Source organism: Paenibacillus sp. 2TAF8 (assembly GCF_052114825.1).
Taxonomy (GTDB): Bacteria; Bacillota; Bacilli; order Paenibacillales; family Paenibacillaceae; genus Paenibacillus.
Genome location: NZ_JBFRFN010000009.1, coordinates 137,831 through 157,165 on the forward strand (window position 1 = coordinate 137,831; position 19,335 = coordinate 157,165).

The 19,335-nt window shown below is 45.0% G+C and carries 26 protein-coding genes; 22 read left to right on the forward strand and 4 right to left on the reverse strand.

What is annotated here, in order from left to right; genetic code table 11:
- The 8 genes from AB4Z30_RS15650 to AB4Z30_RS15685 all read left to right on the forward strand — a co-directional run bounded on the left by AB4Z30_RS15650 (nt 1) and on the right by AB4Z30_RS15685 (nt 5,478).
- Entirely contained in the window at nt 1-600 is a 600-nt protein-coding gene (locus tag AB4Z30_RS15650; protein ID WP_441927938.1) for a GNAT family N-acetyltransferase, read from the forward strand.
- 138 nt (nt 601-738) lie between these two features.
- On the forward strand, nt 739-1,269 hold the full coding sequence (locus AB4Z30_RS15655) for a PH domain-containing protein (protein ID WP_441927940.1): 531 nt from the start codon (nt 739-741) through the stop codon (nt 1,267-1,269).
- Entirely contained in the window at nt 1,266-2,912 is a 1,647-nt protein-coding gene (locus tag AB4Z30_RS15660) for a PH domain-containing protein (RefSeq protein ID WP_441927943.1), read from the forward strand. The genes AB4Z30_RS15655 and AB4Z30_RS15660 overlap by 4 nt, the downstream gene beginning before the upstream one ends.
- A gap of 112 nt (nt 2,913-3,024) precedes the next feature.
- Nucleotides 3,025-3,387, forward strand: a complete 363-nt coding sequence (locus AB4Z30_RS15665; protein ID WP_441927945.1) for a DUF3139 domain-containing protein — start codon at nt 3,025-3,027, stop codon at nt 3,385-3,387.
- A gap of 15 nt (nt 3,388-3,402) precedes the next feature.
- Nucleotides 3,403-4,179: a Cof-type HAD-IIB family hydrolase gene (locus AB4Z30_RS15670; protein WP_441927947.1), complete on the forward strand. Its 777-nt coding sequence runs from the start codon at nt 3,403-3,405 to the stop codon at nt 4,177-4,179.
- 151 nt (nt 4,180-4,330) lie between these two features.
- Nucleotides 4,331-4,465: a YHYH domain-containing protein gene (locus AB4Z30_RS15675; protein WP_441928164.1), complete on the forward strand. Its 135-nt coding sequence runs from the start codon at nt 4,331-4,333 to the stop codon at nt 4,463-4,465.
- Nucleotides 4,466-4,607: 142 nt separating this feature from the next.
- Nucleotides 4,608-5,177 carry a DMP19 family protein gene (locus AB4Z30_RS15680; protein ID WP_441927949.1) on the forward strand — a complete coding sequence of 190 codons (570 nt, stop codon included), beginning with the start codon at nt 4,608-4,610 and terminating at the stop codon, nt 5,175-5,177.
- 19 nt (nt 5,178-5,196) lie between these two features.
- Entirely contained in the window at nt 5,197-5,478 is a 282-nt protein-coding gene (locus tag AB4Z30_RS15685) for a hypothetical protein (RefSeq protein WP_441927951.1), read from the forward strand.
- A 72-nt stretch (nt 5,479-5,550) separates the two neighbouring features.
- On the opposite strand, the gene AB4Z30_RS15690 is transcribed toward AB4Z30_RS15685, so the two are convergent.
- Nucleotides 5,551-6,324, reverse strand: coding sequence for a sporulation protein (locus tag AB4Z30_RS15690; protein ID WP_441927953.1), 774 nt, complete (start codon nt 6,322-6,324; stop codon nt 5,551-5,553).
- Nucleotides 6,325-6,487: 163 nt separating this feature from the next.
- Between AB4Z30_RS15690 and AB4Z30_RS15695 the strand changes: the two genes are divergently transcribed.
- The 14 genes from AB4Z30_RS15695 to AB4Z30_RS15760 all read left to right on the forward strand — a co-directional run bounded on the left by AB4Z30_RS15695 (nt 6,488) and on the right by AB4Z30_RS15760 (nt 16,332).
- Complete coding sequence (locus AB4Z30_RS15695; protein ID WP_441927955.1) at nt 6,488-7,165, forward strand: class I SAM-dependent methyltransferase; 678 nt, start codon at nt 6,488-6,490, stop codon at nt 7,163-7,165.
- Nucleotides 7,166-7,183: 18 nt separating this feature from the next.
- Nucleotides 7,184-7,747, forward strand: a complete 564-nt coding sequence (locus tag AB4Z30_RS15700; RefSeq protein ID WP_441927957.1) for a hypothetical protein — start codon at nt 7,184-7,186, stop codon at nt 7,745-7,747.
- On the forward strand, nt 7,744-8,286 hold the full coding sequence (locus tag AB4Z30_RS15705) for a GNAT family N-acetyltransferase (RefSeq protein ID WP_441927959.1): 543 nt from the start codon (nt 7,744-7,746) through the stop codon (nt 8,284-8,286). Before AB4Z30_RS15700 ends, AB4Z30_RS15705 begins: the two co-directional genes overlap by 4 nt.
- A gap of 68 nt (nt 8,287-8,354) precedes the next feature.
- A complete protein-coding gene (locus tag AB4Z30_RS15710) occupies nt 8,355-8,879 on the forward strand; it encodes a YfiT family bacillithiol transferase (RefSeq protein WP_441927961.1) in 525 nt (174 codons plus the stop codon).
- Between the two features lie 75 nt (nt 8,880-8,954).
- Nucleotides 8,955-9,389 carry a GNAT family N-acetyltransferase gene (locus AB4Z30_RS15715; protein WP_441927963.1) on the forward strand — a complete coding sequence of 145 codons (435 nt, stop codon included), beginning with the start codon at nt 8,955-8,957 and terminating at the stop codon, nt 9,387-9,389.
- A gap of 253 nt (nt 9,390-9,642) precedes the next feature.
- The gene (locus AB4Z30_RS15720) at nt 9,643-10,026 is read left to right on the forward strand and encodes a VOC family protein (protein WP_441927965.1); all 384 of its coding nucleotides are present in this window, start codon (nt 9,643-9,645) and stop codon (nt 10,024-10,026) included.
- A gap of 267 nt (nt 10,027-10,293) precedes the next feature.
- The gene (locus AB4Z30_RS15725; protein ID WP_441927967.1) at nt 10,294-11,019 is read left to right on the forward strand and encodes a class I SAM-dependent methyltransferase; all 726 of its coding nucleotides are present in this window, start codon (nt 10,294-10,296) and stop codon (nt 11,017-11,019) included.
- Between the two features lie 74 nt (nt 11,020-11,093).
- Nucleotides 11,094-11,807, forward strand: a complete 714-nt coding sequence (locus AB4Z30_RS15730) for an SDR family NAD(P)-dependent oxidoreductase (protein ID WP_441927969.1) — start codon at nt 11,094-11,096, stop codon at nt 11,805-11,807.
- On the forward strand, nt 11,804-12,340 hold the full coding sequence (gene pgsA / locus AB4Z30_RS15735; protein ID WP_441927971.1) for a CDP-diacylglycerol--glycerol-3-phosphate 3-phosphatidyltransferase: 537 nt from the start codon (nt 11,804-11,806) through the stop codon (nt 12,338-12,340). The genes AB4Z30_RS15730 and pgsA overlap by 4 nt, the downstream gene beginning before the upstream one ends.
- Before the next feature lie 36 nt (nt 12,341-12,376).
- Nucleotides 12,377-12,829 (forward strand): GNAT family N-acetyltransferase, encoded by a 453-nt coding sequence (locus tag AB4Z30_RS15740; protein WP_441927973.1) that lies wholly within the window; start codon nt 12,377-12,379, stop codon nt 12,827-12,829.
- Complete coding sequence (locus tag AB4Z30_RS15745) at nt 12,826-13,275, forward strand: GNAT family N-acetyltransferase (protein WP_441927975.1); 450 nt, start codon at nt 12,826-12,828, stop codon at nt 13,273-13,275. The genes AB4Z30_RS15740 and AB4Z30_RS15745 overlap by 4 nt, the downstream gene beginning before the upstream one ends.
- An 89-nt stretch (nt 13,276-13,364) precedes the next feature.
- Nucleotides 13,365-13,787: a hypothetical protein gene (locus tag AB4Z30_RS15750; protein ID WP_441927977.1), complete on the forward strand. Its 423-nt coding sequence runs from the start codon at nt 13,365-13,367 to the stop codon at nt 13,785-13,787.
- An 84-nt stretch (nt 13,788-13,871) separates the two neighbouring features.
- A complete protein-coding gene (locus AB4Z30_RS15755; RefSeq protein WP_441927979.1) occupies nt 13,872-15,092 on the forward strand; it encodes an RtcB family protein in 1,221 nt (406 codons plus the stop codon).
- Between the two features lie 61 nt (nt 15,093-15,153).
- Nucleotides 15,154-16,332 carry a DUF4272 domain-containing protein gene (locus tag AB4Z30_RS15760; protein ID WP_441927981.1) on the forward strand — a complete coding sequence of 393 codons (1,179 nt, stop codon included), beginning with the start codon at nt 15,154-15,156 and terminating at the stop codon, nt 16,330-16,332.
- A gap of 97 nt (nt 16,333-16,429) precedes the next feature.
- Here the strand turns inward: AB4Z30_RS15760 and AB4Z30_RS15765 are convergent, their stop codons facing one another.
- The 3 genes from AB4Z30_RS15765 to AB4Z30_RS15775 form a co-directional block, all read right to left on the reverse strand.
- Nucleotides 16,430-17,635, reverse strand: a complete 1,206-nt coding sequence (locus AB4Z30_RS15765) for a DUF4179 domain-containing protein (protein WP_441927983.1) — start codon at nt 17,633-17,635, stop codon at nt 16,430-16,432.
- Complete coding sequence (locus AB4Z30_RS15770) at nt 17,607-18,200, reverse strand: RNA polymerase sigma factor (RefSeq protein ID WP_441927985.1); 594 nt, start codon at nt 18,198-18,200, stop codon at nt 17,607-17,609. The genes AB4Z30_RS15765 and AB4Z30_RS15770 overlap by 29 nt, the downstream gene beginning before the upstream one ends.
- A 90-nt stretch (nt 18,201-18,290) precedes the next feature.
- A complete protein-coding gene (locus AB4Z30_RS15775; protein ID WP_441927987.1) occupies nt 18,291-19,235 on the reverse strand; it encodes a DUF5643 domain-containing protein in 945 nt (314 codons plus the stop codon).
- Nucleotides 19,236-19,335: the final 100 nt, after the last annotated feature.

Genomic DNA, 19,335 nt, shown 5'->3' on the forward strand with positions numbered 1-19,335 from the left:
ATGAATACAGGCGTATACATGAATGGAGATGCAGGCAAGTTGATAACTATCGGAACACTGACGACAGCAGATGTGGATGGAGCATATCATATTTTTGAGACAACGATTCCAGAAGCGTACCGTCAGGAAGGAATTGGATCACTCCTGGATGAAATTCAGGAAGAGATCGAACATAAAAAGGCCGTAGTACAAGCTGTTTTACAGCATGAATCTGATCTTGAACCAACGACGACGAGCCCCTTTTTCCTTGTTGCTCGGAAAAAAGGTAAGGTCGTGGGTACGATCTCATATGGGCCTTGCGGGAAAGTCGTTCAGGAGTGCACCAACCATCGTCTCGATCATGTTGGAACGCTGGGCTCCCTGTATGTTTTGCCTGAAATGCAGGGTCAGGGGATTGCTTCTGCACTTATAACAGCACTTGTCACCGAACTTCAGCTTCGAGGTATCACCCAATTTTGTCTGGACAGCGGTTATCGGATTGCACAGCAGAAGTGGCGGCGGAAGTTTGGAGAGCCCTATGTTGTGACGAAGGACTACTGGGGCGAAGGTAGCGAGAATATGGTATGGTTGTGTGAAGTACAGGACTTTACTGGAAAATAAGCGAAAACAAAAGATGACCCTTGCACGTAAACAGGAGTCATCTTTTTTTATGTATTACATCTTGTTGCATCGATACACACCCTTATTCGTAAAGTATACAGACAAAAAGAGAAGAGAAGGAAGGAGAGACCGTTTAGGATGACAGAAACAATAGAAACAACAGGGGAATCGGGAACAGAAGTATGGAGTACACCGCAACAGAAACTTTCCCCGCATGCCGTAAGTCTGTGGAGAGTCAGCGCCATCATCTATAATGTGATTGGTTTCGTTGTATTGGCCGCGTTACTTATCCTGGATTCGGTCTATGATTGGAGACCGTGGATCGGCTGGATTTTATGGGGAGTCACAGTTTTATCGGTATGTTACGCCGTGTGGGATATATTTTTGCAGCCGTTCTGGATGTATCGGTATTGGTTCTATGGTGTTACCGCTGAGTTTCTACAGCTCAAGCATGGTGCGTTGAACAAAGTACATCAGGTGATTCCGATGGCCAAGGTACAATCCGTTTCGACGAACCAAGGGCCATTGATGCGAAAATACGGACTGTACTCGGTAACCATCGGAACGATGGGTTCTTCTCATCACATACCGGCTTTGCCGGAAGAAGTGGCTTTTGCGCTGCGAAACCAGATCGCGGATTATGCCCAGATCAACGAGGTGGATGAATGACGGAGATGAAACGACATCATGTACTGAGCTTGTTATGGAGTCTGGGGAGTCTGATCAAAAGGACATTTGCCTTCGTTCTGTTTTTATTCGTATTCCGTGCAGGATCAGATTCGACATGGGTTTTCTATGCAAGAGTCATTTTTTATATTGGTATTTCCATCGCGCTGGTGTCCATTCTTTGGAATTGGTTTACAACCCGTTATTCCGCAGATGAGAAGGCCTTCCATATCTACACAGGGGCATTCAGTCGGACCCGCAGAACCATCCCGTATACGAAAGTGCAAAATGTGAGTCGGCATACGAGCTTTTTTCATCGTTTGTTTAGTGTGACCTCTTTACGCTTCGAAACGGGGATTAAGGGTGATGATGCGACATTTCAGTTGAAGGTCGTTTCGGTTACTGAAGCAGAACAGCTAGAAAAGCAGGTGGCTCAACATTTATCTGAGATTCAAATGCAGGTTGGGGAAGACATGCATAACGAACAGGCCGGAGGGGATGAGCAGGAACCCTATACGGAACTTATCGGCACGGAAGTGCAACAAGGCAACGATGTAGCCGGGAGCGCCAGTGAAGCTGAAAGTACATCTTCAAACGAAGTGAGCCATACAGGTGATCAAGAACAAGCAAGCAGCATCTCTACATCTGTTGAAAAATCGACACCCGACCGCGTCATTCACTATCGTTCAACGCGCAAAGACGTGCTCAAAGCTTCATTTACCTCGTTCAGTTTTCTGGTGCTGATCCCGATCTTATTCTCTTTGTATTCAACGGTGAAGGATTTCTTCCCGAAGGAAACGGTAACCGAAAGTCTCGTATTATCCTGGCTTGAATCATGGTGGGTGATGAGTCTGATCATCCTGCTGTTGATCATCGTGTCTATTGGACTAGGCATTGTTCGTACCTTTGTGAAATATGGAGATTTTCAGATTACGTCCGATGACAAGCGGATTTATATTACGAAGGGCATGCTGGAAAAGACGTCGTTCTCGATCCAGAAAGATCGTGTGCAGGCCGTCAAGATCACACAGTCACCGATGAAAAGAATACTGCGCCTTGCTGAAGTAGAACTTACAACCGCAGGTAGTTTGGGTGAAGCTGGACAAGAGATGAATTCGTTATATCCTTTTTTGCCTGTGAGAGAGGCCTATCGCATCATTGAAGAAATTCTGCCTTCCTACCATGTGACGCAGGAGATGCAAAAGTTGCCTCGGAAAGCGTTGTGTTTGCGTTTACTTAAACCAAACTGGTTGTGGATTATCGTCACGGGTATGTTGGCATACTTCAAACCGGTTATATTCGGGATTGAACAGGCATGGTGGATGATTTCATTGCTACTGCTTGTGTGGATTGAAGCGTGCAGGGTGTTCAATTTTTATCATACGCGGTATGCACTGGACGATCACTTTATTCAATTTCGCTCAGGTGCGCTGACGTCAACTCTGTTTCTGTCCAAGCGGGAGAAGGTCATTGAAATCAAGATTACACGTCATCCCTTGCAGCGGAAGCTCGGACTGGCTTCTATCCATACTGTGAATCGTGCCAAACCTGTTATGCACCATCATGTTAACGATATACCGGGTGACGTGGCCAGCACATTCCAGATGTGGTACATGGCACGTTCCCAAGAGGTGTTGACTCGGTAGGCAAGCTAAGAAAGATGAAATTTGAAAGCGAGTGGAGATAGCCCGTGCATAGAATGAGGTTTATTTTCGCTCGCTTTTGTTCTAATTTTCCATTCTAGTAAGGGGCGATAAGGTGAGTAAAACGAAGAAGATTGTATCCTGGACGATTGGCATAACGCTCATTTTATTGATTCTTACGCCGTTTATCTATGTAAAAGTCAACAAAATGATCTATGCACATCGTGTCACAACTTATTTAACAGAGCAGAAACATTATTCTCCTGATGAGATTGAATCCGTAGAAGGCGTCTGGAGCGTAAAACTGCCACCCTTCCTTGTCTTAGTGAAATTTAAGGATGAGCCAGATGTGGAATATATTTATTTTGCGCATAATGATGTGATTCAGTTTAACCACCGTATTTCTGAGGAAGCTCAGAAGAGGGGCAAGACGAAATCTGACCTGAAACATTTCGCGCCAATAGATGATCAGCAGTAGAGAGGATGAAGACTCGTGATTAAAGCTGTATTTTTTGATGTGGACGGTACGCTACTCAGTGAGAAGGATCGCAGTTTATCCCAACATACCGAAGAGTCGATCCGTGCGTTAATCCGAAAAGGCATTCATATCATACTTGTCACTGGAAGGCCTCATCATCTATGCGAAGAATTCAAGCATCTAGGCATCGAAACGATTATTTCAGCGAACGGTGCTTTGATTACTTGCCGTGATGAAAGGATACATAGATCCATTCTTTCTCCATCAATGGTTAGAGAATTTAGTGATTTTGCTGTTACTCAAGGCCATGCAGTTTCCTATTTTACCGAGTTATTCAGCATGAATGGAGCCTGCCGAACAGATAGCCGTGTGACAGAAGCCCTTCGGCAGACACTTGGAATAATGGAATATCCGCAACAAATGATGACGCTGGATGAGGATACATACTGTATGTGCTTATACGCCAATGAGGCAGAAACGAAATACTATAGAGAGAAGTTCCCGTCCTTGCGATTTGTAAGATTCCATCCGTATGTGTGCAATGTACTTGAAGCAAATGAAGTAAATAAAGCTGCAGCAGCCCAGACTTTTCTTACTTACCTTAATGTACGCAGAGAGGAAACCATGGCTTTTGGGGACGGAGAGAACGATATTGATCTGTTACAGTACGCAGGAGTAGGTGTCGCCATGGGAAACGGTGGAGAGCGTGTTAAGCAAATTGCGGATTATGTCACGCTGAAAGCGAGTGAGGATGGAATAACTCATGCGCTGAGACACTTTAAGCTTATATAAAGGGACTTTAGTTGGAATAAGGGATGTCCATATTGTGGATTTTTATGTAAAATGAAGTGAAGTGAAGTGAAAAACCCCTAAAGCATAGGTCGTGAAAAGAAAGGTGAATTTTAAGATGAAAAAAGGTTTTATTATCATTTTATCGCTGGTTATGCTTATCGTTGTATCCTCCTCAGCGTATGCACATCCGGGTCGATTGGATAAAAAGGGTGGACACAATTGCTCTGCGAAATCCATTAAAAAAGGCCTGTGCACAGGTTATCACTATCATAAAAAGAGATCATAACAGCGAATTATTTTCCATAAGTCAAATGCATGTTAACTTGGCGCGATTTCTTTTTTATAAAGCATATTCTGGTATGATGGAAGAACGTATCGGCACAGAATGATACAGCGGGATACAGAGAGATGCGGGAGGATATAGTGAGATGAACAAGTTACAAGAAGAACTGGTGGAGTTGCTGCCGCTTGAACACATTGAAGGAATGTCAGGTGAAGAAATCGTGGGCAGCATTGCGATGGATATGTACAGGGCTGAATTTGCTACGATTCGGGAGCATGTTGCGGAACTGCCGATCGTGCTTAGAGATATTATGCTGATTGTTGATCTCGACACGGAACTTTCCATGAACGGATTGACTGGTTATCTGGAAAATGCAAGCGGCCAGCATTTGAGAGAAACCATCGAAGCTCTGATGAGAAATGGCAATGAGACAGATGCGATGATATTGCAAAAGGTGGAACAGCTTTTTGCGGAACAAAGTATCACAGCGGGGCAGCTACGTGAGAATGTGGAACGTCTGTCTGAACACGACATCACAACAAGCCTGCAGACACATGGTCCACAGATCCATGAGTTATTACAGCAGGTAGAGCAGGAAGGTCAACATTTAAGCTTTCAAGCGGATAATGAAGAAAGTTTTGACTTACTATACCAGTACGTAGACGATCATAAAGATGAACTAAAGCAGCAACTGGAGCAGTTTCTCGTTCGATAAGAATAAGGGGGAGAGATGAATGCGTCTGAACAAACGTGTGGGGATTGAAACGATGATCGTTACGTGTATTTTCACCCTTTTGTTGGTGGTTTGGAATGTAGTTCAAGGCATGGTTCTTACATTGGAGCATGTTCCGCAAGTAACAGCACTGCAAACGTCTGGTGCGTCTTCGCAAGTTGACTTTGGACATGTGGCAAGTGGAAGCGGTTTGATGATAGCCCTAAGCGTTGGTGGTATATTCCTTATTGCTATGACGTATTATGTCATTCGTTCTTATGTTGTGGGAAAAAGCAAGAGATAAAGAGAGCAGCCTTTGGCATCAGATGGATGATAGACAAGGGCTGTTCTCTTTATATTGTTTAGTGTTCGCAGTTTAGAGATGCTCTGAAATAACCTCTTCCAAGCCTTGTGCGACAGAACGTGCACCACGCTCCAAATGTCTCTCATGCAGCTGCAGACGTACATAAGTCTCATCTGTACCCATCGCTTCGGACAACATCCCGCTAAGTCCACGTGCACGGCGGTCGATCTGCAATAACAGCTCCAGTGAATCCCCCAATGGATAAAAAAGAACTTCAAGTTCATCCAAATATCCGCGGAACTTGGTGGTTGGCACAAACTCAAATTCCTGAACAAACGGCAGGTTGCCACCGAGCCTTGGCGCATAGTCATTGGTTACTTCACGAAGCTTGAACCCCAGCATATCAATGGCATCCAGTACGATTTCCATCTCTCTGGAAGGCACGACATGTAAAAGATCCTGATCTGAGGGGTCTACTGCGCTAGAGATGTCCAGCCCCGTTTCCACCCATACTTCCGCACGATGCAGGGTAATCGGTAGATTTTGCGGTAAATCGAATTGAAAATCCTTCTCCAGTGTTGCACCCGGCTGCAAGGTGAATCCATCCGTCAGCAGATATTTGGCAACAACAGCCGTCTCCTTCACTTTACGATCATTGCTTTCCCGAATGTAGTGGGTTTTGATCGATAGATAGATCTGATCGACCTGCTGTTCTACATCTCCGCCTTCAATGTAAACCTTTCCTGCAAGAGTTCCACCGGGCGTGACTTCTGTCGTATGTAATTCCGTATTCACTTTCGCTGCGCCTACACCAACACTGGCCAACATTTTTTTGAAAAATGACATGTGAGCAACCTCCAGATTCGGGTGGGTTATGATGGGGGAAAATAACTACGAGCATAATACGGACATTGGAATAGATGCGTTTCAATTTTTACAAGAACAGGAAATTGACATGGTTTTGTCGAATATTGGATGAGATATCTGAACTTAGATGAGGAGGATGACTATGAGCATGGAATGGTACGATATGATTGCACGGCGTAATGGAGGATACAGAGGACGAGCTCAGTACTTATGGGAGGGAAAGTCCGCAGAACAAATTTTTGAAGAACGGTTGATCACGTTGCTGCCTGCGTATACATCGGTGCTTGATGCAGGCTGTGGTCATGGTGATTTTACACTTAAAATGGCGGCACACGCTGCTCATATTACTGGGTTCGATAACTCGCAAGAAATGATTAAAATCGCCCAAGAGGGGCTGGAATCCAGTACAATTCAGAATGTGGATTTTATCTGTGCTACAACAAAAGAAGAGTTGCCCTTTCAAGATGAACAATTCGGCTTGATCTATAATCGTAGAGGCCCGACATCGATTATCGAATACGGAAGAATTCTCTCTCAGGGAGGTTTGCTGTTTGGAATACATACAGATGTAACCAAGGTGCGTGAACGATTGGAGCGTAACCGATATGAGCAGATTGAGATCGAAGAATATCATGAGGCACTTATGGTTTTTCCTGACGAAAATGAGTTTGCTCTCTTCCTTGCGGACGTTCCGGGCAACCCGGATTACACACTGCCTGAATACGGTAAACAATTGCAAGTGAAGCTGAAGGAGCATGCGATCGACGGAAAAATAGCAGTTCGAGAACATAAATATATCTGGAAAGCTGTAAAAGCGTGAGTAGATCGGAGGATCGGAATGCGCAAAACGATGGTGTTTGGCATGCTTGGAATTCTAGTGTTACTCTTTGCGGGTATATTGATATACCGTCAGCTGGCACCAAGTATCAATGCTCAGGATGTAACGGTATCAGGTACCATACTCTCATTGGATTCAAAAACCGTTGAAGTTGTACTGCATGTTATTCGGACCAAAGAAGAAGATGAGCAGCATATGACGTTCCCTATCATCCCAGGTTGGGGAGGGATTTCGTTCACTGGAGAACAGGCGAATGGCTGGTTCAGGCCTTCATCTGTGGGAACTTCATATGATAGTCAAGTTATTCTAGAACAGGCTGAACAGCAGGAGTGGCATAATGTAGACCAATTGAAGCAGGTATTCTCACAAGAGCTGGTGGGTTTTTCTTTACCCAAGGAGATTGGAACATATAACATGAGTTTTACGTTGAAAGCACTGGATGAAATACCTCAGACTCTTCAAGATCCGAAGGTATATTATGTTCACAATGAACGATTGTTAGGCAAAAATTTGAGTTGGGCTGCGGGTTACAAGCTGGATATCCTGAAGGAGGGGGCAAAGTGAACAAATTATATCAAACGGGGGATATCACCGTTCGTTTGCTAGAGATAAAGGATGGGCCTATTCTTGTAAAGTGGTTGTCTGACCCGGAGGTTCTGCAGTATTACGAAGGTCGTGATCAGCCGCATGATCTGGAGCTTGTGAGAGCACATTTTTACAATCAGAATGATGAGGCTGCCCGTTGTATTGTGGAATATGACGGTCGGCCAATCGGATACATTCAGTTCTACAAACTTGAGTCAGAGGAACGTGCGGCGTATGGTTACACTGACAATGGTGAAATCATCTACGGGACCGATCAGTTTATCGGGGAAACGGATTGCTGGAACATAGGCATTGGCACACGACTGGTGAAGTCCATGACAGCGTATTTGACTGGAGAGAAACACGCCCGGAAAATTGTTATGGACCCACAAGCCCGGAACGAACGTGCGCTGTCTTGTTACGAGAAGTGTGGATTCAAAAAGGTTAAACAGCTGCCACAGCATGAACTGCATGAAGGACAGATGAGAGATTGCTGGCTGATGGAGTATGCTCCATAAAATAGCCCGGTGAATTGTATCGTGTTAATCTTTATTAAACAAATCCAAAGGAATTATGGGGGATTAAGATGGACTTCAGATATCCGATCGGGCGGTTCACACACGAAGGTGAGATAACGCCGGCTCAGAGGCAGCAATGGATTCAAGATATCGCAGACTTGCCCGAACGTGCGAGAGAAGCTGTAAAAGGACTGAATGAAGAACAGCTAAGTCTTCCATATCGGGAGGGCGGCTGGATGCTGAGACAAGTCATTCACCACATGGCAGATAGTCATATGAACAGTGTGATTCGCTTCAAGCTCGCTTTGACAGAGGATACGCCCACGATACGCCCTTATTATGAAGAGCGCTGGGCAGAACTGAGTGACTCAAGGGATCTGAACATTGAGTTTTCACTGCAGCTTCTGGATGCATTGCATCGCCGCTGGGCGGCATTGTTAAGCTCATTCTCGGAAGATGACTATGCCAAACAGTTCTATCATCCTGTATCGAAAGAAACGATGAGACTGGATTATTGTTTGGGACTGTATGCCTGGCATGGCAAACATCATGTTGCCCAGATCACTTCGCTTCGAGATCGACTGGGAATTTAGAAAGAAAGTATAATAAACTTTTCTCGCCGTACAGGTTTTACTTATACAAAAGGCTGTATCAGAAGGGAGAACATCATGAGTAATGTACATATTCGCCATTTAACGAAGCAGGACGCGCAAGTCATCTTCGAGGCATTTCAGGAACAGGGGTGGCACAAACCGCTAGAATTGTATGAACGGTATTGGGAAGAACAACAGAACGGGAAACGCGTGACTCTGATCGTCGAGTTGAACGGCGAATTTGCCGGTTATGTCAATGTGATCTGGACTTCGGGTTATCCCTCTTTTCAGGAACAAGGCATCCCGGAGATCAATGATTTTAATGTGCTGATGAAGTTCCAACGGCAAGGGGTCGGTTCGAAGCTGATGGATCACGCAGAGAACGTGGTAAGGGAACGCTCTGGCGTGGCAGGGCATTGGTGTAGGTGTATATGCGGATTATGGAAAAGCCCAGGTGTTATACGTACATCGTGGATATATTCCAGACGGGCGGGGACTTCACCGAGATGATCATTACCTTCAGCCAGGGGAAGAGACGATTATTGACGATGATGTGGTGCTGTATTTGACCAAAAAGCTGGTGTGAGTGTAGAAGAGCAGAATTACTTAAATGTCACATAACAGTGTGGGGACAGAAGGTCGCGCTTCAACTTCTCTAAAAGTTTATCTTAAAACAGGACATGCGTGTTATACTCAACTGGAATCTGAGGCAATCTAGAATAGATGTAACCGGAGATGACTTGTTTAGAGGAGTGGTGAATGCATGTTTAGCAGAGTAGGCCAAATTATGTTGTACGTCAATAACCAGGATGAATCACTGGCTTTCTGGACGGAGGTAGCCGGATTCCACATTGTGGATGAGGTCATCCTTGATGAAGGTATGCGATGGATTGAAGTCGCGCCTGCGAAAGACTCACAGACAAGCATCATTTTGCATGATAAAGAGGTCGTGGCACGTATGTCGGCCGAGCTTAATTTGGGGACACCCTCATTGATGTTTTTCACTGATGACCTTGATCGGTTATATGCCGATTTGTCCGCTAAACATGTAACGGTTGGAGAAGTTGTAGAGATGCCGACAGGCCGTGTCTTTAATTTTGCAGATAATGAAAAAAATTACTTCGCTGTGATGGAGCGCAAGGTCTAAAACGGGACGTATTTAAGTTGTACAGTGGTAATCTTATAGCTGTAATTTCAGGCGGACAACATGCGATGTTGTTCGCTTTTTGTATGGAAAAAACAATGTATATTCTACTGAATTTTTATATGAAAAATAGAGAATGAATGGTTAAAAATGTTATAATGAAGTGTAGTGAATGGAGTAGGATTTCATGCAAAAATGCTAGTGAAACAGCAGGGTAACAATAGTGGAGAAGTGCCCATTTTAAGCGGTAAAACAGGAGGGATTTGGACTTTGGAGAAAACGATAAAAAGTGTGCAGGATCTCTATGATATGCTGGATGCGGATTTCAGATCGGCCAAGCAATTTTGGGAGCCGTTCTACGAGAATCGGGATAGACCCATTCCGTTTTTTCCAAACAAACCAGACGAGAATCTGGTTGCTGATGTAGAAGCTGGACGGTTAAGAGGGGGCAGAGCACTGGAGCTCGGGTGTGGCCCCGGCCGGAATGCACTGTATCTGGCAGGGCACGGTTATCAGGTCGATGCTTATGATCTGTCAGAAACTGCGATTGTCTGGGCAAAGGAACGGGTGGCGGAAGAACAGCTCGATGTCCACTTTGAATGTCGCTCAGTGTTTGAACTTGCGCCAGAGCAGGAATATGATTTAGTCTACGATTCGGGCTGTCTGCACCATCTGCTACCGCATCAGCGTATTCCTTACATTGAGATGATTCATCGTGCGTTGAAGCCGGGAGGCCTATTTGGTATGACTTGTTTTGCACCGGGATTTGGCGGTCAGGGTGGACCAGAACATGTGATGGACGATTGGGAAGTGTACCGTGAGAAGACGATGCGGGGCGGGCTTGCTTTTACAGAGGAGAAACTTCGGTATTTACTAGAGGAACCCTTTGAGTGTGTGGAACTGCGTCCAATGAAGGCGATGGGGCAGGAAGATCCGTATTTTGGTTTACCTATTTTGTGGGTGACAATGTGGAGAAAACCGGAAGAGCGTGACTGACACGTTTCGGGATGAAATACATATCAATCATACGGTATTAGAGCAGATATTGAGAATTGAAAGGCGGCAAACATATGCGTAACAGAATCTTTATTATCACAGGTACATCCAAAGGCATCGGTAGACACCTTGCAGAACTTTGTTTGGAAAAAGGTGACGCTGTCTACGGCATAGCACGCGGAGCATCAGACTTGGGCAATACGTACGAACGGTACACTCATGTCCAGTTCAACCTTGAAGACATTCATCATATTGACGAGCTGATCTCGGGTATACTGGAGCAGATACCGCTCGTTTCTGTGGAATGCATTGGACTGATTAATAATGCAGCCATGCTTGAACCGTTAAAACCCATAGATCAGTGCCTAGCTACTGACATTAGCATTCATCTGAATATCAGCTTGGCTGCACCTATGATTCTTACATCATCGTTTATTCGTTACACCAGTCATATGGCGGTACCTCGAAAAATCATCAATGTCAGTTCCGCTTCGGGCAGTTATCCTGCTCCTTCGATGGCAGCCTATTGTACATCAAAGGCAGGAATCAACATGTTCACACAATGTGTAGCGATGGAACAAGCTTCACATTCTACTCCGGTAGAGGTTGTCGCTTTTGACCCGGGCATGGTGGATACGGAATTGCAGGCCGTGGCGAGAGGAAAGAGTGCAGAGGAATTTGCGCTGTCCGGAGCATTCCGAGACGCTTATGAGTTAGGTCAACTGAAATCCCCACGTGATGTGGCATTGGAAATCTTGAAGTTACTGGAGGGGGCAAAGGAGCAGTGAATCTGGCGAACCGAATCACTCTGGCAAGAATCGCATTAATTCCGCTGTTTATGCTGTGCTTTCTTGATGAGCAGGAGCCGGGTTTAATGATTGCGGTAATTATTTTTGCACTAGCCGCTTGTACAGATAAACTGGATGGGTATATTGCCAGAAAGTATAATCAGATAACCAGGTTGGGAAAATTACTCGATCCACTTGCAGACAAGCTTCTCATTTCAGTGGCACTTATTATGATGGTTCAGGTGAATATGATTAGCTCGTGGGTTGCAGTTATTATTATTGCACGTGAAATTGTAATCACAGCCTTGCGTATGGTAGCCGCAGAACAGGGAATCGCACTTGCTGCGGATCGGTATGGAAAAATTAAAATGGTTCTTCAAGTCGCTGCTATCCTTACCGTTTTACTTCATCATGTGATTTTTAATACTTTTACAGATATCAGAATAGATATGATTTTGATATGGATTGCTACAGGTGTTACGTTGTTATCCGGTTTGAATTATATCATCGTCAATATGAAGTTATTGAGATAAAAGTACACGTCGTACTGACCAAAAGGAGAACACAAAATGTCACATACCAACATTACACCAAGTACCGAAGCAGATTCCGCGTATGTCCGCCAGCAATTGGTTGCTTTCAATGCGACACATGTGAGCGAGGCTTTAAAGAACAGATACGAGGAGCTTCATTTTCATATTCGAAACGAGGCAGGTCAGATTGTGGCAGGGGTACTTAGCACCTTATGCTGGAACTGGGTCGAGCTGGATATTTTGTGGGTTGATGCCGAAGAGAGACACAAAGGATATGGAACGAAACTACTACAGGAGATAGAACGTTTGGCCCGGGAGAAGGGGTGTGATTTCATTATGCTGAACACGTTCTCCTACCAGGCACCTGAATTTTACCAAAAACACGGGTATAAGCTGATGACGATGATCGAGAATGCACCTACAGGACACCAACATTACTATTTCAAGAAGGATCTCATCACATTAGAAGGAGCAGAAGCAACGCGATGATTACAATTAAGCAGATTGAACCGCAGGATTTGCCCGAGTTAAACCAGCTGTATCATGAATTGATGGGCACACCTCCCGATGAACAGCAGATGAATGCACACCAAATGCAAAAGACGTTACAACAAATGAAGAAACAGGGTCACTACTATGTTCTAGGGGCCTACGATCAGGATAAACTTGTTGGATCAGTTATGGGGATTGAGTGCATGGATCTGCTCGGTTCTTGCGAGCCATTTATGGTTGTGGAGAATGTCATTGTCTCTGAACGGGTACGCAGACAAGGCGTTGGGCAGAAACTGATGCTTAAGATCGAACATATTGCCAAAGATCTGGGGTGTGCTTACATCATTCTGGTGTCTGGAGATCAGCGCAAGGAAGCGCATCAATTTTATGAGAAACTGGGCTTTCGGGATGAGTTGGTTCAAGGATACCGAAAACATTTATAAGTTGCAGTAAGGTCGGAAGGATTACTTAAGAAGCATGGCGAATAGGGCATAGTCTTACTGAATGAACAGAATAAGAGGGAGGTACTCTTGTGTTCAAAAAATGGGCTAATGTCTTTATGATTCTGGCACTGGTCTTTGCGGTGTGTTCTCCAACGTCTTACGCTGCAGCCAAATCAGTCAAAGTCACGGTTACGCTTGTCAGTGCGGAACTGGTCGAGAATAACTCGGTAGGTAATGAGTGGGCGATCGGCGCAAGTGTGAACGGGAAAGAGCTGGAAGAGGGTTCATCTGTGACGCTGAATATGAAGCCCAGTGGTTCGTTGAAGCTGGAGGCTCTGGCGGAAGAGCAGGACAAAATTCCGGATTACGGAAGTAAAAGCACAACTGTGAAACTTTCTTCGTTCTCCAAATCAACCACTAAGACAGTGGCGGTTGTGGTGACGGAAAACAGAGGTCGATATTCGGGTAACACGGCGACGTGGGAGTTTAAGTTTAAGATTACAAAGAAGTAGATCAGGAAAAAGAGAGCGAATCCTTAGCGGACGTTCTCCTTTTTGTTAAACTAAGGGAAAGAATACATAGGAGGTTAACGAAATATGCGTATCGTGGATAACATCAAAGTTTGGGGGGAGCCGCTGGAGAATGCCGTAAGTCAGGCGGTAACTTGTTCGAAATATGGAGATGTGCTAGGCGTCGCCTTAATGGCCGATCATCACAAGGGATATTCGCAGCCGATTGGCGGCGTGGTTGCTTACCGCAACATGATCAGTCCGTCAGGAGTTGGATACGATATTGCCTGCGGTAACAAAGCAGTACGAACTAACCTGATGTGGGACGATATTCGTGACCGAATCGCGGTCATTATGGATGATATTAATACAACGATCTCATTCGGCGTAGGCCGGAACAATCCAACCCCGGTGGAGCATGAGCTGTTCGACGATCCGAACTGGAAGCTTTTTGATACGATTGAAAGCGGATTGCAACAGAAATTAAAAACATTGGCACGAAATCAACTCGGAACCGTGGGCAGCGGCAATCATTTTGTTGATGTTTTTGTGGAAGAGGAAACGGGAAAGGTGTGGATTGCGAATCATTTTGGCAGCCGTGGCTTTGGGCATAAGGTGGCGAGTGGATTTCTGAATCTGGCGGCCGGACGGGAATTCAGCGGGAAAGCACCGGGGGAGTCGATGGATCAGCCGCCGACTCTGTTTGACCTGAACAGTGAAATGGGTGATATGTATTGGGCAGGTATGACACTGGCGGGACGTTATGCCTATGCCGGAAGGGATTACGTGATTGAGCAGGTGCTGGGAATCCTCGGAGCGAGCGCTGAATACGCCGTACATAATCATCATAACTTTGCGTGGAAAGAGCAGCATATGGGCGAAGAAGTCGTCGTTGTTCGTAAAGGAGCGACACCGCTTGCGCCAGACCAGCTTGGTTTTGTTGGCGGGAGTATGGGTGATATTTCGGTGATTGTAGAGGGGATCGACAGTCAGGAGAATACCGAGTCCTTCCGCAGCACGGTTCACGGCGCAGGGCGGATCATGAGCCGTACACAGGCGGCAGGTAAAATGAATTACAAACTTCGCACGCGTATGGGCGGCGAAATCAGTGAAGAGCAGATGCAAGCAGCGATTCGTGCTTATGGTGTGGAGCTCCGCGGAGCAGGTACAGATGAAAGCCCGTTTGTTTACAAAAAATTGCAAGACGTGCTGAATGCACATGCGAATACGCTGAAAATCAATCATGTTCTGCGCCCGGTAGGCGTGGCGATGGCTGGTGGCAATGAGTTCGACCCCTACAAGGATTAATCAAACACCTTATCATCTTTTTTAACTAGAATTCAGACACAGAAGGAGAGCAAACGTTAATATGAGAAATTGTGCGATATACAGCTCCCAGTTTGACCTGGATCAGTTGTATGAAATCATTCAATCCATCTATACCGGTGCCGCTATCCAGCGGAGAGAAGACCAGACACACATTCAGGTGACCCAAAAGAAATGGTTCAGCAAAAAAACAAAAGGTTTCAACATTATGACGAGCCAGACGCATCCGGAAGAGTTCACCACAATGATTCAAGGCATGCTTGGGTTTCTAAGTCAGATTGAGGGACGTAATGCTGCGCTTCAGGAAAAGGTACTGATTAAGTGCTCCACCTTAAACATGGTGGTTGGCATTGAGACCGAGGAAGATATTTCGGAAGAGTTCTTTAACGAGCTATTACAATTGGCTGAAGCGCTGGACGCCGTTATTTTCTGGGGAGGGGGCTCCTTGCTGAATGCTCAAGGTCAGCTACTTCTGGATGTGAACGGAGAATCCGAGGTAGAGGATTACAAGGTAACTGCGCACACCAGTTATCTGGATGACACTCGCCCTCCCTCAGCGGATGCTGTAGAGCGCAAGGCACGTTCCGAGCAGCAACTAGCGGCACTTGGGATTCCGTATAATGTTAATCTGCCGGTAAGAGCGGGAGAGCAAGATACGGAGATTCGAACGAAGGAAGAGGTCGCGCAGCGTGCTGTGGCTCTCTGCTTGGCCGCGCTCAAAGGGGAATGTCTGGGATCAGGTGAAAGTGACGATGACACCGCAGCGCTTGTGCAGGAAGTGATTGATAAATATGATGCATCCGCCTTCTTTTCTCCCGATGAAAAGTCATTTCTGGATCAGCAGGGAGCAGAGCAGCAAGAGGTCATTCGTTTCTCTTGGGGATATGAGGCGTACCATGTGATGTTGTGGGCACTCGGGTACGTGGAGGAATTGGGTTCACCTACAGAGCTGTGTAACGTAAGTAAGGATGTTGGTTATTTACAGCAAAAGGACAGTTTCGAGGAATTTTTGTCGGATGCTACTCTCCGCACCAAAGGTGAAATCTTGGACGAGGCCGATTTGATCTATCGGTACAACTGGGTATGTGTGGACAGCCGGATCAAGGAGAGCACACCACCTGCTGGACTGAATCCTGGTGTAGCTTATGAACGGCATCGTGCACTTAACTGGCTCATCTGTTATCTCGATCAGGCGTGGGACGAGGTACGTACGGATACGTAACAAAAAGCCACGGAACGGATCTATTCGATCTGCTTCGTGGCTTTTATCGTTAGAGGTGCTCATGTTAAAAAAGGTTGTTATAGAGTGCTATAGAATGTTATGGAGTGATTTTAACGGGAACGTCTATTTCCAGCTCTTTGATATATGTCTTATGGCCACTGCTCAAAACTCTTCCTTTTTCATCCAGTTTTTCCCCTGCAATGCTCCAATTGTCGGTGTTCACTGTGAAAGTGTATGGCTTGATCTTCACTGATTTTGCATTCGGACTGATCGCATCATACAATTCATCCACTTGATACTCCAGATCTGGAGCCCGGTGGAAGAAGCCAAGCTGCCGTTGATTCAATACTTTGCCTTGATCGTCTACGATCTCGTAATACATCATGGTCGGAGCATATTTTCCTGTTTGCTCAGAAGTAGCGGGCACTTCTCCGGTACTCTCAAGGATAAGGCGTGTATTGGTTACGGTAGATTCTATTTTTTGCAATGTGTAACTGAAATTTTCATAGCTTTTTGTCTCATTCGGTTGAATGACAAGTTTGTTATCACTGATTTTTACGGGTACTTTGAATTCAAAAGGTTCATCTACCCGAGTCACTTTTGCGCGAACGGTAAGCTCGAATTCATTAGGCAGTGAGCCTAGACTCGTATATTCAACAAAAACTGCGTTTGAGTTCCCGATATCATCTCCAAAACTACTAAAGGCTTTCAACTCTTTTTTATTAATGAAAGCTTTAGGTGATGTGACATATCCCTTCTCCTGCTGTTGTTCCGGTACCTGGCGAGATTTCTTCCATTCCTTATCTCCCGAAATAATCTCGCTGTCCATAGGAATGTACGGGCTGACGACTGCCTGTGGGAGATGCTCTCCGGCACGTTCAATGGTGTAACTCAGACGGGTCCCATCATATAATACGTTTGTCAGTGTTAAGGTCACTCCGTCTTTAGTAATCTGTTTCAGCGGCTGTGTCAAGATACCTTGATCAACTGCCTTTTGGATTTCATCCGAGTTCAGCCCGTAGAACATAGATCCGATTCCTGGAATTTGTTTTAATGCACTAGCCATTGTTGGTGATATAAATCCTGAGCCTACAGCACCCGCGCCCATAACTGCAGCAATGGAAGCTGCCGTTATAGTCCGTTTCAGTATTGTAGATCCATTCCGTTGTTTGTTCATGTTTGTTCCTCCGATTTGATTCATAACTTCTCTGCTCATACTATTTCGCGGCATGGGTGTGTTTCGAATCCGCTGCTCCAGTTCTTCAAGCTGCTGGTCAGGAAAAGGGTTGGGCTGTTTGTCCATGCAGTTGTCCTCCTTTAATTGTCTGTTCGATCAGTTTACGGCGAAGACGTTCATACTTCTTGCGCAGGGTAGCAGACCTGGTATTCATAATGATGGCAATCTCCTCAAAGGTGTATTGCTCCACAGCCTTCAACAGCAGGATGTGACGTTCTTCCGGTGTCAAATACTCCATGAGCTCTTCAATGACTGTTGTATAAGAAGATTCCTGTACGACGGGTTTGTGGTGTTTATACTCATCCACCAGCTTCAACCAGCGATTGTGTTTTTTCTTCATATTCATCAAATGATTGTAGGCTACTTTATATAGCCAAGAGGAAAAACTGACCTTTCTCTTATAACTGTTCAGATTCTCGTAGGCCCGAATGAAAATTTCCTGCACAGCATCCTCAGTCTCTTGATGATCTTTAAGAATGTAATAACAATAGGTATACATCTGACGTTCGAATTCCTGTATGATCAGCTCATAGGCTTCTTTTTCGCCAGTGATCACACGCTGTACAGCTCGTTCGATTCGTTCATTTTTTTCTTTCTTAGCCTGCATGTCCCCGGGGATGGCGGCCTGCATGGGCTCACCTCCTTGTCTTGATGTTTATATAACAATCTGAAAAATTCATATGTGACATGATTGAAAGTTATTTTGTGATGTTAATTGAAGTCATTTTGTGATATTAACTTTCATTTCTAATTCTTTGATGTATGTCTTGGTTCCTGAGCTAATGATTTTCCCCTTTTTGTCCACTTTTTCTCCCACAATGCTCCAATCCGAAGGTTTTACTGTGAAGGTGTAAGGTTTGATGGTGATCGACTTGGTTTGCGGACTGACGGCATCATATAGTTCGTTAAAATGATACTTGGTGCCGGGCATTTTGGAATAGAAACTTAATTGTTTCTGCTTCAACGTCTTGCCTTGGTCATCCACAATGTCGTAATACATCATGGTTGGTGCATATATACCCGTTTGCTTGGAGGATGCAGGGACTTTTCCTTTGCTATCCAGCACAAGTTGGGTCTGGCTAGAAGTAATATTGATTTTTTGTACTGTATAACGGAAGTCTTTGCTTTCCTTCGTCTGATTTGGTTTGATTTGAATGAGTCCATTTTGTTTCTTAACAGGAATCTTAAACTCGAAGTTCTCCTTAATGTTGCTTACAGGCATTCGAAGGGTCAATTCAAATTGGTCTGGAAGAGAGTCGGATTTATATTCCAAAATGGCACTATTTTTTTCTTTTAAATGACTGCGTAATCCAATCATGGCTTTACTGTCTTTTTGACCATTGATTAGAATTTCAGGTGTCTTCAGATGGCCTTTCACGATATTCTTTTGATTATAGGAAGCCATCATTCCCTCAGGCATACCCTTGCCTTCACGTTTTATCGTTATACTTAGCAACAAACCATCATACGCTACATCAGACAACGTAAGCTTAACCCCATCGTAATTTACACTTTTGACATTTGCCGTACTTGCTTGAGCTGCTTCTGCTGTAGATGAAAAGTTCCACAATGCTCCTGTTCCTGTCGTTGCTACAGCCGCTGCCATAAAACAAGCCACAGCCACTTTTCTTAATGAGAGATTCTTCTTCTTCATCTGATCTTTCATGCTCTTCCTCCTATGTCATATGATTATCCGGATACCTATGTAACAATACTGATCATTATATTGTGACATGGATAGAATAAGAGATCTTTTAGACGGAATA

Bases quoted from the DNA above. Each gene is read 5' to 3' on its own strand.
- AB4Z30_RS15650 (WP_441927938.1), top strand. From the start codon at position 1: ATGAATACAGGCGTATACATGAATGGAGATGCAGGCAAGTTGATAACT.
- AB4Z30_RS15655 (WP_441927940.1), top strand. From the start codon at position 739: ATGACAGAAACAATAGAAACAACAGGGGAATCGGGAACAGAAGTATGG.
- AB4Z30_RS15660 (WP_441927943.1), top strand. From the start codon at position 1,266: ATGACGGAGATGAAACGACATCATGTACTGAGCTTGTTATGGAGTCTG.
- AB4Z30_RS15675 (WP_441928164.1), top strand. From the start codon at position 4,331: ATGCTTATCGTTGTATCCTCCTCAGCGTATGCACATCCGGGTCGATTG.
- AB4Z30_RS15680 (WP_441927949.1), top strand. From the start codon at position 4,608: ATGAACAAGTTACAAGAAGAACTGGTGGAGTTGCTGCCGCTTGAACAC.
- AB4Z30_RS15685 (WP_441927951.1), top strand. From the start codon at position 5,197: ATGCGTCTGAACAAACGTGTGGGGATTGAAACGATGATCGTTACGTGT.
- AB4Z30_RS15690 (WP_441927953.1), bottom strand. From the start codon at position 6,324: ATGTCATTTTTCAAAAAAATGTTGGCCAGTGTTGGTGTAGGCGCAGCG.
- AB4Z30_RS15695 (WP_441927955.1), top strand. From the start codon at position 6,488: ATGAGCATGGAATGGTACGATATGATTGCACGGCGTAATGGAGGATAC.
- AB4Z30_RS15700 (WP_441927957.1), top strand. From the start codon at position 7,184: ATGCGCAAAACGATGGTGTTTGGCATGCTTGGAATTCTAGTGTTACTC.
- AB4Z30_RS15710 (WP_441927961.1), top strand. From the start codon at position 8,355: ATGGACTTCAGATATCCGATCGGGCGGTTCACACACGAAGGTGAGATA.
- AB4Z30_RS15715 (WP_441927963.1), top strand. From the start codon at position 8,955: ATGAGTAATGTACATATTCGCCATTTAACGAAGCAGGACGCGCAAGTC.
- AB4Z30_RS15720 (WP_441927965.1), top strand. From the start codon at position 9,643: ATGTTTAGCAGAGTAGGCCAAATTATGTTGTACGTCAATAACCAGGAT.
- AB4Z30_RS15730 (WP_441927969.1), top strand. From the start codon at position 11,094: ATGCGTAACAGAATCTTTATTATCACAGGTACATCCAAAGGCATCGGT.
- AB4Z30_RS15740 (WP_441927973.1), top strand. From the start codon at position 12,377: ATGTCACATACCAACATTACACCAAGTACCGAAGCAGATTCCGCGTAT.
- AB4Z30_RS15745 (WP_441927975.1), top strand. From the start codon at position 12,826: ATGATTACAATTAAGCAGATTGAACCGCAGGATTTGCCCGAGTTAAAC.
- AB4Z30_RS15755 (WP_441927979.1), top strand. From the start codon at position 13,872: ATGCGTATCGTGGATAACATCAAAGTTTGGGGGGAGCCGCTGGAGAAT.
- AB4Z30_RS15760 (WP_441927981.1), top strand. From the start codon at position 15,154: ATGAGAAATTGTGCGATATACAGCTCCCAGTTTGACCTGGATCAGTTG.
- AB4Z30_RS15765 (WP_441927983.1), bottom strand. From the start codon at position 17,635: ATGGACAAACAGCCCAACCCTTTTCCTGACCAGCAGCTTGAAGAACTG.
- AB4Z30_RS15770 (WP_441927985.1), bottom strand. From the start codon at position 18,200: ATGCAGGCCGCCATCCCCGGGGACATGCAGGCTAAGAAAGAAAAAAAT.
- AB4Z30_RS15775 (WP_441927987.1), bottom strand. From the start codon at position 19,235: ATGAAAGATCAGATGAAGAAGAAGAATCTCTCATTAAGAAAAGTGGCT.